Here is a 15,624-nt window from a genome sequence, read left to right as displayed (position 1 = left end):
CACACCTGGCTTATGCTATGATTCGCCTCCTTCGGCGTGCCCGTTTTAATCGGGCATGGATCATCACCGCTGTCCACTTTCGGCGGAATAACAAGTCTTTATGGTGACAGATGAATAGTGGCTACCTGCATTTTCCGGAGTTCGATCCGGTCATTTTTTCTCTAGGCCCGGTCTCCCTCCACTGGTACGGTTTAATGTACCTGGTGGGCTTTGTCTTTGCGATGTGGCTGGCCACCCGTCGGGCGAATCGTCCGGGCAGCGGCTGGACGAAAAATGAAGTGGAAAACCTGCTTTACGCGGGCTTCCTCGGCGTCTTCCTGGGCGGCCGTATCGGCTACGTGCTGTTCTACAACCTGCCGGTCTTTCTTGCCGATCCGTTGTATCTGTTCCGCGTCTGGGACGGCGGCATGTCGTTCCACGGCGGCCTGATCGGCGTGATCCTGGTGATGATTATCTTCGCCAGACGCACCAAACGGACCTTCTTCCAGGTCTCAGATTTTATCGCGCCGCTGATCCCGTTTGGCCTTGGCGCCGGGCGTCTGGGCAACTTTATCAACGGCGAGCTGTGGGGCCGCGTGGACCCGAGCTTCCACTACACGATGATTTTCCCGGGCTCCCGTGCCGAAGACCTGGCGCTGCTGCCGACCCACCCGGAATGGCAATCGCTGTTTGATACCTATGGCGCGCTGCCGCGCCACGCGTCGCAGCTGTACGAGCTGGCGCTGGAAGGCGTGGTGCTGTTCCTGATCCTGAACCTGTTTATCCGTAAACCGCGCCCGACCGGTTCCGTTTCCGGCCTGTTCCTGATTGGCTACGGCCTGTTCCGCATTATCGTGGAATTCTTCCGCCAGCCCGACGCCCAGTTCACCGGCGGCTGGGTGCAGTACATCAGCATGGGGCAGATTCTTTCGATCCCGATGGTGCTTGCGGGTATCATCATGATGGTTTGGGCTTACCGCCACCGTCCGCAGCAACTGAATTCTTGAGGAACCATGAAACAGTATCTTGATTTGATGCAGAAAGTGCTCGCCGAGGGCACGCCAAAAAATGACCGCACCGGCACTGGCACGATCTCTATTTTCGGCCATCAGATGCGTTTTAACCTGCAGGAAGGCTTCCCGCTGGTGACCACCAAGCGCTGTCATTTACGCTCCATCATCCATGAACTGCTGTGGTTCCTGCAGGGTGACACCAACATCGCCTATCTGCACGACAACAACGTCACCATCTGGGACGAGTGGGCAGATGAAAATGGCGACCTGGGGCCGGTTTACGGCAAACAGTGGCGTTCCTGGCCTGCGCCGGACGGTCGTCATATCGACCAGATCAGCACGGTGATGGACCAGCTGAAAAACGACCCGGACTCCCGCCGGATCATCGTTTCGGCGTGGAACGTCGGCGAGCTGGATAAGATGGCCCTGGCGCCGTGCCACGCCTTCTTCCAGTTCTATGTCGCCGACGGCAAGCTCTCCTGCCAGCTGTATCAGCGCTCCTGCGACGTCTTCCTCGGCCTGCCGTTCAACATCGCCAGCTACGCGCTGCTGGTGCATATGGTGGCGCAGCAGTGCGATCTGCAGGTCGGCGATTTCGTCTGGACCGGTGGCGATACCCATCTGTACAGCAACCATCTCGAGCAGACTCATCTGCAGCTGAGCCGCGAACCGCGTCCGTTGCCGAAGCTGGTCATCAAACGCAAGCCCGCGTCGATCTTCGACTACCGCTTTGAAGACTTCGAGATTGAAGGTTACGATCCGCACCCGGGAATCAAAGCGCCAGTGGCGATTTAACCCCCTCTGCAGATATGACCAACCGGCGTCCAATGGCGCCGGTTTTTTTATGCCGTTTTCACCACCTGAATGGGGTGGCAGCCCTCGTCGCCATTAGGATAGGAACGCTTCATCCCGCCCCCTGGCCACAGGCGGTTGTGGGCGGGAATGTTGGAAAGAGGCTCGCAAAAAAATGTTCTGCTGTTGATCATACAAACCTTTTTTGCGTGTCTGGCCGGGAAAGCTATTTTCCGTCGTCGCGCCAGGGCTAACCGCCGCGGCATACTCTGCGCCATGAACAGAGAACATGGCTATACCCTGATGGAAACCCTGGTGACGCTGACGTTAATGATGATCCTCAGCGTCGGCGGCCTGTACGGCTGGCAGCGCTGGCAGCAGCAGCAACGACTGTGGCAAACCGCCGTCCAGGTGCGGGATTTCCTGGTCTTCCTGCGCGATGACGCCAACGCCTACAACCGGGACCGCGTGCTTCGCGTCGGCCAGGATGAAGAGGGCTGGTGCCTGAGTGCGCAGGGGGAGGCGCCGGCGTGCGCCTCCGGGTCGACCTTAACGCTGCGCCCGCGCTGGCCGGGGATCTCGCTGGCAGGCGTCACGCCTGGCCTGGGATTCTACGGCCTGCGCAGCACCGCCTGGGCGGGGAATCTGCGGCTGCAGAGCGAGGCCGGCAGCTGGAGCATTGTGATTTCACACTGGGGGCGGATTCGTTTATGCCGCAGCGACAGCGCGGGAGGGTGCCAGTGAGCCGCCGCGGATTTTCCCTCGCGGAGGCGCTTATCGCCATGGCGATAGGCTCGCTGCTGCTGATTGGCGCCTGCCGCTTTCTACCCGCCCTGCAGCGCCATATTCTGCGCCAGGGCGAACAGCTGGCCCTGGAGAATGAACTGTGGCAGCGGGTGCATGCCGTGGGTAAACATCTGCAGCGCGCCGGATACTGCCGGGGAGCGTGCGGCGGAGCCGGACTGGAGCTTGCCGCCGACGGCGAGTGCCTGATTGTGCGCTGGGACGCGAACAGCAATGGGACATGGGAAACCTCCCCTGCGGCAGCGGCGGAGAGCACCGGCTTTCGCCTGCGCGACGGCGCGCTGGAGACTTTGCGCGGAGCCAGCGACTGCCGCGGCAGCGGATGGGAGAAAATCACCAATCCGGCCGCTATCGTGGTGACGCGCTTTGCGGCGCAGCGTCTGCTGACCGAGGGCTTCGCGCCGGAGCTGATCGTGACGCTGGCGGCGCGTTCTGCCCGGCAGGCGGGTCTGGCGGCCGAGGTGGAGCAGCGGGTGACGGGGTATAACCTGTGATCCGCCAGCGTGGAATGTCGTCGCTGCTGATGGTGCTCCTGTTGCTGACTCTCGGTAGCCTGCTGCTTGAGGGGCTTAATCTGCAGCAGCGGGCGCTGCTGGCGCAAACCGCCAGCGAAACGCAGGCGATCCGCGATACGGCTGTGGCCCATTCGGCGCTACAGTGGGGAAAGCAGCAGGCCTGGTCGGCACAGGCGCCGCTGGCCTGCCGCGAGCAGGCGCAGCAGGGCTGGCGCGCCTGTCTGCGCATCTTCGACGACGGTTCGCTGCTGCTCAGCAGCGCCAGCGGCGAGGTGCAGGTCTGGCAGTCCGGCGAGGTGCGCGGCGGGCAGGTGCGTTTCTTCGCCCATGGCTGGAGCGATTTTTGCCCGCTCAGGGAGGTGAGCTTATGTCAAATGCCATGAAGCGCCAGCGGGGTTTTAGCCTGCCGGAGACCGTGCTGGCGATGGCGCTGATGGTGCTGACGGTCGCCGCGCTGGGCGGCTATCAGCGCGGAATGGCGCAAGGGGTCCACCAGCTGAACCAGACGCGTCAGCTATGGCGCGACGCCTGGCGCTATAGCCAGCTCTCCGCGCCGCCTCCGCCGGCAGGCGAGCAGGTAAGCCGTATGCAGACATCGACGCAAAGATGTGTCAGCATCACGGTAACGATCAGTATGCCCGTTGCAAAGCGGGCGCAGATGACCCGGCTGCATTGCCCGGTCAGCCAGTAGTCAGGAGCAATTATGTTAAGGGTATACCACTCAAACCGGCTGGATGTTCTCGAGGCGTTGATGGAGTTTATCGTCGAGCGCCAGCGGCTGGATGACCCTTTTCAGGCTGAAATGGTGCTGGTGCAGAGTACCGGTATGGCGCAGTGGCTGCAGATGACCCTGGCCTCGCGCTTCGGAATTGCCGCCAACATCGAGTTTCCGCTGCCGGCGAGCTTTATCTGGGATATGTTCGTGCGCGTCCTGAAAGATATCCCTGGCGAAAGCGCCTTCAGCAAGCAGAGCATGAGCTGGAAGCTGATGACTCTCCTGCCGCAGCACCTGGAAGAAGACGATTTTATCCTGCTGCGCCAGTATCTGAGCGATGACGGCGACAAACGCAAGCTGTTTCAGCTGGCCGCCCGGGTAGCGGACCTCTATGACCAGTATCTGGTCTATCGCCCGGAATGGCTGATGCGCTGGGAGGCCGACCAGCGGGTTGACGGCCTCGGCGACGCCCAGCAGTGGCAGGCGCCGCTGTGGAAAGCGCTGGTGCGCTATACCGCCGAGCTCGGTCAGCCGCAGTGGCACCGCGCCAATCTCTATCAGCGCTTTATCAGCGCCCTGGAAAAGGCAGATGAACCTCCCGCCGGGCTGCCGTCGCGCGTCTTTATTTGTGGAATTTCCGCGCTGCCGCCGGTCTACCTGCAGGCGCTGCAGGCGCTGGGTAAGCATGTCGATGTCTATGTGCTGTTCACCAACCCCTGCCGCTACTACTGGGGAGATATTAAAGATCCGGCGTTTCTGGCGAAGCTACTGTCGCGTCAGCGACGCCATCACCGCGAGGCGCGCGCGCTGCCCCTGTTCCGCGACGCCGGGCAGGCGCCAGGGCTGTTTAATGACGCCGGGGAGCAGGAGGTCGGCAACCCGCTGCTCGCCTCCTGGGGCAAGCTGGGGCGCGACTATATCTACCTGCTGGCGGGGCTGGAGCGCTATGAGGAGCTGGACGCCTTTGTCGATATCGTTCCCGATAACCTGTTGCATAACCTGCAGTCGGATATCCTCGAACTGCGCAACACGGCGGTGGCCGGGCAGAGCGCAGAGGCGTTCGCTCACAGTCGCGACAAACGTCCGCTGGCGCAGGACGACCGCAGCCTGAGCATTCACGTCTGCCACAGTCCGCAGCGTGAGGTGGAGGTTCTGCACGATCGGCTGCTGGCGATGCTGGAGGCGGATCCGACGCTCACGCCGCGGGATATCATCGTCATGGTGGCGGATATCGATAGCTACAGCCCCTTTATACAGGCGGTGTTTGGCGCCGCCAGCGGCGACCGCTGGCTGCCGTGGGCGATCTCCGACCGCCGCGCCCGGGAGTCGCACCCGGTGCTGCAGGCGTTTATCACGCTGCTCTCGCTGCCCGACAGCCGCTTCGCCAGCGAAGATGTGCTGGCGCTGCTGGACGTGCCGGTGCTGGCGGCGCGCTTTAACATCAACGAAGAGGGGCTGCGCTACCTGCGCCAGTGGGTCAACGAGTCCGGGGTCCGCTGGGGAATGGATGACGACAACGTCCGTGAGCTTGACCTGCCGGCGACCGGCCAGCACACCTGGCGGTTCGGCCTTACCCGCATGCTGCTGGGCTACGCGATGGACAGCCGGGAGGGCGAATGGCAGTCGGTGCTGCCCTATGACGAATCCAGTGGTTTGATCGCCGAACTGGTGGGTAACCTCGCATCGCTGCTGATGCAGCTTAACCTGTGGCGACGCGGTCTCGCCCAGCAGCGGCCGCTGGCGGAGTGGCTGCCGGTCTGTCGCGATCTGCTGAATGACTTTTTCCTGCCGGACAGCGAGACCGAAGCGGCGCTGGCGCTGATTGAGCAGCAGTGGCTGGCGGTGATTGATAGCGGTCTGGAGGCGCAGTATGGCGACCAGGTGCCGTTGACGCTGCTGCGCGATGAGCTGGCCCAGCGCCTCGATCAACAACGGATCAGCCAGCGCTTTCTCGCCGGCCCGGTCAACATCTGCACCCTGATGCCGATGCGCTCTATTCCTTTCAAAGTGGTTTGCCTGCTGGGGATGAACGATGGGGTTTATCCGCGAACGCTGCCGCCGCTGGGCTTTGATTTAATGAGTCAGAAGCCGCAGCGCGGCGACCGCAGCCGGCGCGATGATGACCGCTACCTGTTCCTTGAGGCGCTGATGTCCGCCGAACAGACGCTGTATATCAGCTACATTGGCCGTTCTATCCAGGACAACAGCGAGCGCTTTCCCTCGGTGCTGGTGCAGGAGCTGGTGGATTACATCGGCCAGAGTCACTGTCTCGCAGGCGACGAGGAGCTTGATTGCGACACCAGCGAGGCGCGGGTTAAAGCCCACATCACTCACCTGCATACCCGCATGCCGTTCGACATCGCCAATTTCCAGGAGGACGAGAACAAGAGCTACGCCCGGGAATGGCTGGCTGCCGCCGGCCAGCAGGGTGAGGCGCATAGCGACTTCATTCAACCGCTTACCCCGCCGCCGATAGACAGCCTGCCGTTCGAGCAGCTCCTGCGCTTCTGGCAGCACCCGGTTCGCGCGTTCTTTCAGCAGCGTCTGCGGGTCAATTTCCGTGCGGAAGAGGATGATATTCCCGATGACGAGCCCTTCACCCTGGAAGGGCTGAGCCGTTATCAACTGAACCAGCAACTGCTCAATACCCTTATCGAGGAACAGGACGCCTCGGCCATGTTCCGCCGCTTCCGCGCCGCCGGCGAGCTGCCGTATGGCGCCTTTGGCGAGCTGGTGTGGGAGACGCAGCGTCTGGAGATGCAGGCTCTGGCCGAGCGGGTGAAAGCCGAGCGCCAGCAGGCGCAAAGCATGGAGATCGATCTCCAGTGCGGCGGCGTAAATCTGACCGGCTGGCTGCAGCAGGTGCAGCCGGACGGGCTGCTGCGCTGGCGGCCTTCGCTGCTGAGCGTCTCCCAGGGGATGCAACTTTGGCTGGAACACCTTGTCTACTGTGCCAGCGGCGGCGCCGGCGAGAGCCGGCTGTTTGTGCGTAAAGAGGGAGAGTGGCGTTTTCCGCCGCTGGCGCCCGCCGAGGCGCAGGCGTACCTTAATGAGCTGGTGGATGGCTATTTGCTGGGGATGTCGCAGCCGCTGCTGCTGCTGCCGGAAAGCGGTGGCGCCTGGCTGAAAGCCTGTTATGACGCCGAAAAGGATGTCATCGTAATGGATGAAGAGACGCAGCAGAAAGCGCGGAGCAAATTCCTGCAGACCTACGAAGGTAACATGGTGGTCAGCGGGGAGGGCGCCGATATCTGGTATCAACGCCTGTGGCGTTCGCTGGAGCCGGCGCATTACGAAGAAATCATTGCCCAGACGCAGCGTTATCTGTTACCGCTATATCGTTACCATCAGTCCACACAAATTTAAATAGTATAAAAATTGCGCAGTGAATGGCGGTTCATTTATTATGCGCAACGTATCACGGACTGATGGACATAAAAGGCTGCACGCCGTGCAGCGCAAGTTTGTTAATGATGAGGTTCGTGAATGCCCCGCAGTTTATGGTTCAAGGTTTTTGTCGTGCTGGCCGCCCTCTGGGCGCCGTTGAGTCAAGCCGACACCGGATGGCAGCCTGTTCAGGAGACGATCCGCAAAAGCGAAAAAGATACGCGTCAGTATCAGGCGATCCGTCTTGATAACGACATGGTCGTGCTGCTGGTTTCCGATCCGCAGGCGGTGAAATCGCTGTCGGCGCTGGTGGTGCCGGTGGGATCCCTGCAGGATCCGGCCGATCATCAGGGGCTGGCGCATTTTCTGGAACATATGACGCTGATGGGGTCGCAAAAATATCCCCAGCCTGACAGCCTTGCAGAGTTTCTTAAGCTGCATGGCGGCAGCCATAACGCCAGCACCGCGCCCTACCGCACCGCGTTCTATCTCGAAGTGGAGAATGATGCGCTGGACGGGGCCGTAGACCGGCTGGCCGACGCCATCGCCGCGCCGCTGCTGGATAAAAAATATGCCGACCGCGAACGTAACGCGGTCAACGCCGAGCTGACGATGGCCCGGACGCGAGACGGGATGCGCATGGCCCAGGTCAGCGCAGAAACCATTAACCCGGCTCACCCGGCGGCCCACTTCTCTGGCGGCAACCTCGAGACGCTTAGCGATAAGCCCGGCAACCCGGTTCTTGATGCGCTGCACACCTTCCGCGATAGCTGGTACTCCGCCAACCTGATGAAAGCGGTGATCTACAGCAACAAGCCGTTGCCGGAGCTGGCGCTCATGGCCGCTGACACCTTTGGCCGCGTGCCGAATCGTCACATCAGCAGGCCGGAAATAAGCGTCCCGGTGGTAACCGATGCGCAAAAAGGCATCATTATTCACTATGTGCCGGCGATGCCGCGTAAAGTGCTGCGCGTCGAGTTTCGCATCGACAACAACAGCGATCGTTTCCGCAGCAAAACGGATGAACTGGTCACTTACCTGATCGGCAACCGCAGCCCGGGGACGCTCTCCGACTGGCTGCAAAAGCAGGGACTGGCGGAAGGTATCCGCGCGGATTCTGACCCGGTGGTGAACGGCAACAGCGGCGTGCTGGCGATCTCGGCCACCCTCACCGATAAAGGCCTGGCGCACCGCGACGAAGTGACGGCGGCCATATTCAGCTACCTCAACCTCCTGCGTACTCAGGGTGTCGACAAACGTTACTTTGACGAGTTGGCGCATGTGCTGGCGCTGGATTTCCGCTATCCGTCGATCAACCGTGACATGGATTACGTGGAATGGCTGGCGGATACCATGATCCGGGTGCCGGTCGAGCATGCGCTGGACGTGGTCAACATTGCCGATCGCTACGACCCGCAGGCGATCAAAGACCGGCTGGCGATGATGACTCCGCAGAACGCGCGCATCTGGTATATCAGCCCGCAGGAACCGCATAACAAGACCGCTTATTTTGTCGATGCGCCGTATCAGGTGGATAAGATCGGCGAGCAGACGTTCGCTGACTGGCAGCAAAAAGCGCAGGCGATCAAGCTGCAGCTGCCGGCGCTCAACCCCTATATTCCGGATGATTTCACCCTCATCAAAAGCGATAAAGCCTGGCCGCACCCTCAGCTGATCCTCGATGAGCCGACCCTGCGGGTGGTTTATGCCCCGAGCCAGTATTTCGCCAGCGAGCCGAAGGCGGATATCTCTCTTGTGCTGCGTAATCCCCAGGCGATGGACAGCGCTCGCCGGCAGGTGATGTTTGCCCTCAACGATTATCTCGCCGGCATCGCCCTCGATCAGCTCAGTAACCAGGCGGCGGTCGGCGGCATTTCGTTCTCCACCGGCGCCAATAACGGGTTAATGGTCAATGCCAACGGCTACACCCAGCACCTGCCGGCGCTGTTCAGCGACCTGCTGCAGGGATACTTCAGCTATACGCCGACCGAGGAGCAGCTGGAGCAGGCCAAATCCTGGTACGCGCAAATGATGGACTCCGCTGAGAAGGGCAAAGCCTACGATCAGGCGATAATGCCGATCCAGATGGTCTCCCAGGTACCGTATTTCCAGCGCGAAGTACGCCGGGCGCTGTTGCCTTCCATCACCTTGCAGGAAGTGCTCGACTACCGCGCCAACCTGAAAACCAAGGGGCGCCCTGAACTGATGGTGATCGGCAATATGTCCGCCGATGCCGCCACGACGCTGGCTCGCCAGATCCAGCAGCAGCTGGGCGCTGACGGCAACGAATGGTGCCGCAATAAAGACGTGGTGGTGAACCGGCAGCAGCTGGCGATCTTCAACAAAGCGGGCAACAGCACCGACTCCGCGCTGGCCGCTGTGTTTGCGCCGCCCAACGTGGATGAATTCAGCAGCACCGCCGCCAGCACCCTGCTGGGACAGATTATTCAGCCGTGGTTCTACAACCAGCTGCGCACCGAAGAGCAGCTCGGCTACGCGGTCTTTGCCTTCCCGATGAACGTGGGGCGCCAGTGGGGTATGGGCTTCCTGCTGCAGAGTAGCGATAAGCAGCCGGCTTTCCTCTGGCAGCGGTTCCAGGCCTTCTTCCCCACCGCGGAGGCGAAGCTGCGGGCGATGAAGCCGGAAGAGTTTGCCCAACTCCAGCAGGCGGTGATAAGCCAGATGCTGCAGGCGCCACAGACGCTGGGCGAAGAGGCATCGAAACTGAGCAAAGATTTCGATCGCGGTAATATGCGTTTTGATTCACGTGATAAAGTAGTGGCTCAGATTAAACTGCTGACGCCGCAAAAACTTGCCGATTTCTTCCATCAGACGGTGGTGGATCCGCAGGGCATGACGATATTGTCCCAGATTTCCGGTAGCCAGAATGGCAAAGCGGACTACGCCCAGCCGGCAGGCGGCAAAGTGTGGGAAAACATCAGCGCATTGCAGCAATCCTTACCCCTGATGCGAGAGAATGAATGACCGACACCGCTGAGTCTTTGGATCCCCTGCGCTTGCCCTTGAGGGGCGAGCGCCTGATAGAAGCCTCTGCGGGCACCGGAAAAACCTTTACCATCGCCGCGCTGTATCTGCGGCTGCTGCTGGGGCTGGGCGGCGAGGCCGCCTATCCCCGCGCCATCAGCGTTGAAGAGCTGCTGGTGGTGACCTTTACCGAGGCGGCGACCGAAGAGCTGCGCGGACGTATCCGCAGCAACATCCATGAACTGCGCATCGCCTGTATGCGCGGTGAATCCGACAACCCGCTCTACAGCGCGCTGCTGGCGGAGATCGCCGATAAAGACGATGCCGCGAAGACCCTGCTGTTGGCCGAACGGCAGATGGACGAGGCGGCGGTGTTCACCATCCACGGTTTTTGCCAGCGGATGCTGAGCCTTAACGCCTTCGAGTCGGGCATGCTGTTCGAGCAGCAGCTGATCGAGGATGAATCCCGCCTGCGCTATCAGGCCTGCGCCGACTTCTGGCGCCGTCACTGTTATCCACTGACCCGCGATATCGCGGCGGTGATCCATGATGTCTGGAAAGGGCCGCGCGACCTGCTGAAGTCCCTTGACCGCTGGCTGCAGGGCGAAGCGCCGCAGCTCAAGTCGCCGCCAGCCGCCGACGAGACGCTGGCCGAGCGCCATCAGCAAATCATCGGCCGCATTGACTCGCTCAAGCAGCAGTGGCGCGAGCAGGTGGGGGAGATCGAAGGCGTGCTTGAAGATTCCGGCCTTGACCGGCGGAAGTTCAATCGCGGCAACCAGGGCAAATGGCTTGAGAAAGTGACCGCCTGGGCGCAGGAAGAGACGTTGAGCTATCAGTTGCCCGACGCGCTGGAGAAATTTGCCCAGTCGTTTCTGCTTGAGCGTACCAAAGCCGGTGGCGAACCGCCCGTGCATCCTCTGTTTAGCGCCGTCGAATCGCTGCTGGCCTCGTCGCTGACGCTCACCGATCTGGTGCTGGCGAGAGCGATGGTCGAGATCCGTGATGCGGTCGCGCGCGAAAAGCGCCGTCGCGGCGAGCTGGGGTTTGACGACATGCTCAGCCGGCTTGATGAGGCGCTGCGCGGCGACAGCGGCGAGGCGCTGGCCAGCGCCATTCGCCAGCGTTTTCCGGTGGCGATGATCGATGAGTTTCAGGATACCGACCCCCAGCAGTACCGGATTTTCCGCCGTATCTGGCGCCAGCGTCCGGAGACGGCGCTGCTGCTGATCGGCGATCCGAAGCAGGCCATCTACGCTTTTCGCGGCGCCGATATCTTTACCTATATGAAAGCGCGCGGCGACGTTGCCGCGCACTACACGCTTGACACCAACTGGCGCTCCTCCCCTGGCATGGTGGGCAGCGTTAACCGGCTGTTCAGCCTCAGTGATAACCCCTTCATGTTTCGCGAGATACCGTTCCTGCCGGTGAAGTCGGCGGCGAAGAACCAGGGGCTGCGCTTTACCGTTGACGCGGCGGATGTCCCGGCGATGAACGTCTGGCTGATGCCCGGCGACACCGTTGGCGCCGGCGATTATCAGACGTTTATGGCCCAGCTCTGCGCCACGCAGATCCGCGACTGGCTGAGCGCCGGTCAGCAGGGGCGCGCACGGCTGTGGCGTGGGGAAACTTCGCGCCCGGTGCAGGCTTCGGATATTACCGTGCTGGTGCGCAACCGGCTGGAGGCGGCGCAGGTGCGTGAAGCGCTGCAGACGCTGGGCATCCCCTCGGTCTACCTCTCCAACCGCGACAGCGTTTTTGAGACGCTGGAGGCCCAGGAGCTGCTCTGGCTGTTGCAGGCGGTGTTGTCCCCGGAGCGGGAAAATACCCTGCGCAGCGCGTTGGCGACCTCAATGTTTGGCCTGACCGCGCTGGATATTGAAAACCTCAACCAGGATGAGCAGGCGTGGGACGCGCTGGTGGAGGAGTTCAGCGAATACCGCCAGATCTGGCGTCAGCGCGGGGTGATGCCGATGCTGCGGGCGCTGATGACGGCCCGGCACATCGCCGAGAACCTGCTGGCGACCCGGGGCGGCGAGCGGCGCTTAACCGACATACTGCACATCAGCGAATTGCTGCAGGAGGCGGCCAGCCAGCTGGAAAGCGAGCATGCCCTGGTGCGCTGGCTGACACAGCATATCGCCGAGCCGGACAGCAACGCCGCCAGCCAGCAGATGCGTCTCGAAAGCGATAAGCACCTCGTGCAAATCGTCACTATTCACAAGTCAAAAGGACTGGAATATCCCCTGGTCTGGCTGCCGTTTATCGCCCGGTTTCGCAAACAGGACCAGGCGTTCTATCACGATCGCGAGACGTTCGCGGCGGTACTGGATCTGGGCCAGGATGAGGCCAGCCTCGAGCTGGCGGAGGCGGAGCGGCTGGCGGAAGATCTGCGCCTGCTGTACGTCGCTCTCACCCGCGCGGTCTGGCACTGCAGCCTTGGCGTGGCGCCCCTCAGCAGTCGAAAGTCCGGCAACAGCGATTTTCATCTGAGCGCCCTCGGGCGGCTGCTGCAGGCGGGCGAAGCCATGGATGCCGCCGGGCTGGCCGCGCGTTTAGCGGACTTCTGCCATGGCGATATTGCATTACAGAGACCTGGCGAGCTGGATCTGACCCCGTGGCAGGCGCCGGCGGCGAGCATTCCCCCGCTGTCGGCGCGCGAGCTGCAGCGCCGCATCGCCGACGACTGGCGGGTGACCAGCTATTCCGGGCTGCAGCAGCATGGTTTCAGCGGCGGACAGGATCTGCTGCCGCGTCTGGATGTCGATGCCGCCGGCGTCGGCGAAGTCGTGGAAGATCCGCAGCTGACCCCGCACCAGTTTCCGCGCGGCGCCGCGCCGGGAACCTTCCTGCACAGTCTGTTTGAGGAGCTGGACTTTACCCAGCCGGTACCGGACGGGTGGATGGCGGAGAAACTGCAGCTGAGCGGGTTTGACGCGCAGTGGGCGCCGGTGCTGACCGACTGGCTGGGGGGCGTGCTGAAGACCCGTCTGCCGGGGCCGGATATCGCGCTCAATCAGCTGGCGGCGCGGGATAAACAGGTGGAGATGGCATTTTATCTGCCTATCGCCCAGCTGCTGACGGCGGAGCGCCTTGACGCGCTTATCCGCCAGTACGAGCCCCTTTCCGCCGACACGCCGCCGCTGGATTTCCGTCAGGTGCGCGGTATGCTGAAGGGCTTTATCGATCTGGTCTTCCGCCACGAAGGCCGCTATTACCTGCTGGATTACAAATCGAACTGGCTGGGGGAAGATCGCGAGGCCTATACCCGGCCCGCGATGGAGCAGGCGATGCGGGCTCACCGCTACGATCTGCAGTATCAGCTGTACAGCCTGGCGCTCCACCGCTATCTGCGCCACCGGCTGGCCGATTACGACTATGACCGCCACTTCGGCGGCGTGATTTATCTCTTCCTGCGCGGCATGGACGGGCAGGAGGGGGGGCAGGGGATCTTCACCACCCGGCCGGTGCGACCGCTGATTGACGGTCTGGATCAGCTGTTTGCCGGAGAAACTCAGGAGGAGGCCTCATGACTTTCGAACAACTACTGCTGGCGGCGGTGGAGCAGCGTCTGCTGCGGCCGCTGGACGTCCAGTTTGCTCTGATGGTGGCGCAAAACGACCCGCCGGCGGTCAAGCTGGCGGCGGCCTTGCTGAGCCGGGACGCCGGCGAGGGGCACGTATGCCTGCCGCTCTCGCGGCTGAGCGGCGACGAGGCGCTCGGCGGGAAAGCGGGGGAAATCCGCGATCGGCTGCTGGCCGAAGCCGGCGCGCCGGAAGACTGGCCCGCGATGCTGCTCGCTTCGTCGGCGGTGAGCGGCGGCGATGCCCCGGCGCCGATGATCTTATGCGGCGACCGGCTCTATCTGAACCGGATGTGGCGCAACGAGCTGACCGTCGCCCGCTTCTTCAACGAAGCCAACCGGGTGCTGGAGATGGATGAGGCCCGGCTGGCGTCAACCCTGAACGCTCTGTTCCCTGCCACCGGCGAAACCGACTGGCAAAAAGTGGCCGCAGCGGTGGCGCTGACCCGCCGCATCTCGGTGATCTCCGGCGGTCCCGGGACCGGGAAGACCACCACCGTGGCCAAACTTCTGGCGGCGCTAATCCAGATTGAAGACAGTCCGCGCTGTCGTATTCGCCTGGCGGCGCCGACGGGGAAAGCGGCGGCGCGTCTGACCGAATCGCTGGGCGCGGCGTTGAGAAAACTGCCGCTGACCGACGCGCAGAAAGCGTTGATTCCCACCGAGGCCAGCACGCTGCACCGTCTGCTGGGCGCCCAGCCCGGCAGCCAGCGCATGCGCTATCACGCCGGCAACCCGCTGCATCTGGACGTGCTGGTGGTGGATGAAGCCTCGATGATCGACCTGCCGATGATGTCGCGGCTCATCGACGCGCTGCCGGCTCACGGGCGGGTGATTTTTCTCGGCGATCGCGACCAGCTGGCCTCCGTGGAAGCGGGGGCGGTGCTGGGGGATATCTGCGCCTGGGCGAGCTCGGGCTATACCGCCGCGCGGGCGCAGGAGCTGACCCGGCTGACCGGTTCACCGGTACCGGCGGGCGAGGGGGCTATCGCTGGCGCGCTGAGAGATAGCTTGTGCCTGCTGCAAAAGAGCTATCGCTTCGGCAGTCACTCCGGCATTGGGAGCCTGGCGCGGGCGGTGAACGCTGGCGCGCGCGCGGAGGTGAAGGCCACGCTGCGCCAGCCGTTTGACGATATCGCGCTTCATCCCCTCAGCACGACCGAAGAGTACGAAGCCATGCTCGGCGCGGCACAGCAGGGCTATGAGCGCTACCTGCAGCTGCGCCGCGAGCGGGCGGAACCGCAGGCGATGCTGGCCGCCTTCAGCGAATTTCAGCTGCTGTGCGCGCTGCGGGAAGGGCCGTACGGCGTGAGCGGCGTCAATGAGCGGCTGGAGCAGCGGCTCAACCGTCAGCGGGCGATCGCCCTGCCGCGCCACTCCCGCTGGTATGACGGCCGGCCGATTATGATCGCGCGCAACGACAGCGCGCTGGGACTGTTTAATGGCGATATCGGGATAGCGCTGGAGCGCAACGGCGAGTTGAGGGTGTGGTTCCGCATGCCCGACGGCGCCATCAAGTCGGTGCAGCCGAGCCGCCTGCCGGAGCATGATACCGCCTGGGCAATGACCGTGCATAAATCGCAGGGATCGGAGTTCGACCATGCGGCGCTGATCCTGCCGGCGCGCAGCGTCCCGCTGGTGACGCGCGAACTGGTCTACACCGCGATCACCCGCGCGAAACAGCGGTTGTCGCTCTATGCCGACGAGCAGGTGCTCTCCCAGGCCATTGTGACGCGAACCGAGCGGCGAAGCGGCCTGACGGAGATCTTCGCCGGGCACAAAGCCCCCTGAGATGCCGCGTTTGGGCGACGGGTAGCGTGACGACGCACCTCGACGGCTGGGCGCATATCG

10 protein-coding genes are annotated in these 15,624 nt (G+C 62.6%); all 10 read left to right on the top strand.

The genetic code is table 11. The features are described 5' to 3' along the window. Window positions 1-110 precede the first annotated feature (110 nt). The 10 genes from lgt (at window position 111) to recD (ending at window position 15,564) form a co-directional block, all read left to right on the top strand. Window positions 111-986: a prolipoprotein diacylglyceryl transferase gene (gene lgt, locus ACOI7D_RS12810; protein WP_004205445.1), complete on the top strand. Its 876-nt coding sequence runs from the start codon at window positions 111-113 to the stop codon at window positions 984-986. A 6-nt stretch (window positions 987-992) separates the two neighbouring features. Continuing rightward, window positions 993-1,787 carry a thymidylate synthase gene (gene thyA / locus ACOI7D_RS12805; RefSeq protein WP_023290899.1) on the top strand — a complete coding sequence of 265 codons (795 nt, stop codon included), beginning with the start codon at window positions 993-995 and terminating at the stop codon, window positions 1,785-1,787. A gap of 189 nt (window positions 1,788-1,976) precedes the next feature. After that, entirely contained in the window at window positions 1,977-2,528 is a 552-nt protein-coding gene (locus ACOI7D_RS12800) for a prepilin peptidase-dependent protein (RefSeq protein WP_072421894.1), read from the top strand. Beyond that, the gene (locus tag ACOI7D_RS12795; RefSeq protein WP_032453975.1) at window positions 2,525-3,082 is read left to right on the top strand and encodes a prepilin peptidase-dependent protein; all 558 of its coding nucleotides are present in this window, start codon (window positions 2,525-2,527) and stop codon (window positions 3,080-3,082) included. Before ACOI7D_RS12800 ends, ACOI7D_RS12795 begins: the two co-directional genes overlap by 4 nt. Continuing rightward, complete coding sequence (locus ACOI7D_RS12790) at window positions 3,079-3,486, top strand: DUF2509 family protein (RefSeq protein WP_050533526.1); 408 nt, start codon at window positions 3,079-3,081, stop codon at window positions 3,484-3,486. Before ACOI7D_RS12795 ends, ACOI7D_RS12790 begins: the two co-directional genes overlap by 4 nt. Continuing rightward, window positions 3,471-3,794, top strand: a complete 324-nt coding sequence (locus tag ACOI7D_RS12785) for a prepilin-type N-terminal cleavage/methylation domain-containing protein (protein WP_023290895.1) — start codon at window positions 3,471-3,473, stop codon at window positions 3,792-3,794. The genes ACOI7D_RS12790 and ACOI7D_RS12785 overlap by 16 nt, the downstream gene beginning before the upstream one ends. Window positions 3,795-3,806: 12 nt before the next feature. Further along, window positions 3,807-7,184: an exodeoxyribonuclease V subunit gamma gene (recC, locus tag ACOI7D_RS12780; RefSeq protein WP_109546968.1), complete on the top strand. Its 3,378-nt coding sequence runs from the start codon at window positions 3,807-3,809 to the stop codon at window positions 7,182-7,184. 120 nt (window positions 7,185-7,304) lie between these two features. Beyond that, window positions 7,305-10,190 (top strand): pitrilysin, encoded by a 2,886-nt coding sequence (ptrA, locus tag ACOI7D_RS12775; RefSeq protein WP_109546969.1) that lies wholly within the window; start codon window positions 7,305-7,307, stop codon window positions 10,188-10,190. Further along, on the top strand, window positions 10,187-13,723 hold the full coding sequence (recB, locus tag ACOI7D_RS12770; protein WP_109546970.1) for an exodeoxyribonuclease V subunit beta: 3,537 nt from the start codon (window positions 10,187-10,189) through the stop codon (window positions 13,721-13,723). Before ptrA ends, recB begins: the two co-directional genes overlap by 4 nt. Beyond that, window positions 13,720-15,564, top strand: coding sequence for an exodeoxyribonuclease V subunit alpha (gene recD / locus ACOI7D_RS12765; protein WP_109546971.1), 1,845 nt, complete (start codon window positions 13,720-13,722; stop codon window positions 15,562-15,564). The genes recB and recD overlap by 4 nt, the downstream gene beginning before the upstream one ends. The last annotated feature ends 60 nt before the right edge of the window (window positions 15,565-15,624 follow it).

Origin of the sequence: Klebsiella sp. C360 (assembly GCF_048822415.1) — a bacterium.
Lineage (GTDB): Bacteria > Pseudomonadota > Gammaproteobacteria > Enterobacterales > Enterobacteriaceae > Klebsiella > Klebsiella quasipneumoniae.
This window is presented reverse-complemented; position numbering and strand designations above follow the sequence as displayed.

Coding starts and splice junctions, on each gene's coding strand:
- ptrA (WP_109546969.1), top strand. CDS start 7,305: ATGCCCCGCAGTTTATGGTTCAAGGTTTTTGTCGTGCTGGCCGCCCTC.
- recB (WP_109546970.1), top strand. CDS start 10,187: ATGACCGACACCGCTGAGTCTTTGGATCCCCTGCGCTTGCCCTTGAGG.
- lgt (WP_004205445.1), top strand. CDS start 111: ATGAATAGTGGCTACCTGCATTTTCCGGAGTTCGATCCGGTCATTTTT.
- ACOI7D_RS12785 (WP_023290895.1), top strand. CDS start 3,471: ATGTCAAATGCCATGAAGCGCCAGCGGGGTTTTAGCCTGCCGGAGACC.
- thyA (WP_023290899.1), top strand. CDS start 993: ATGAAACAGTATCTTGATTTGATGCAGAAAGTGCTCGCCGAGGGCACG.
- recD (WP_109546971.1), top strand. CDS start 13,720: ATGACTTTCGAACAACTACTGCTGGCGGCGGTGGAGCAGCGTCTGCTG.
- recC (WP_109546968.1), top strand. CDS start 3,807: ATGTTAAGGGTATACCACTCAAACCGGCTGGATGTTCTCGAGGCGTTG.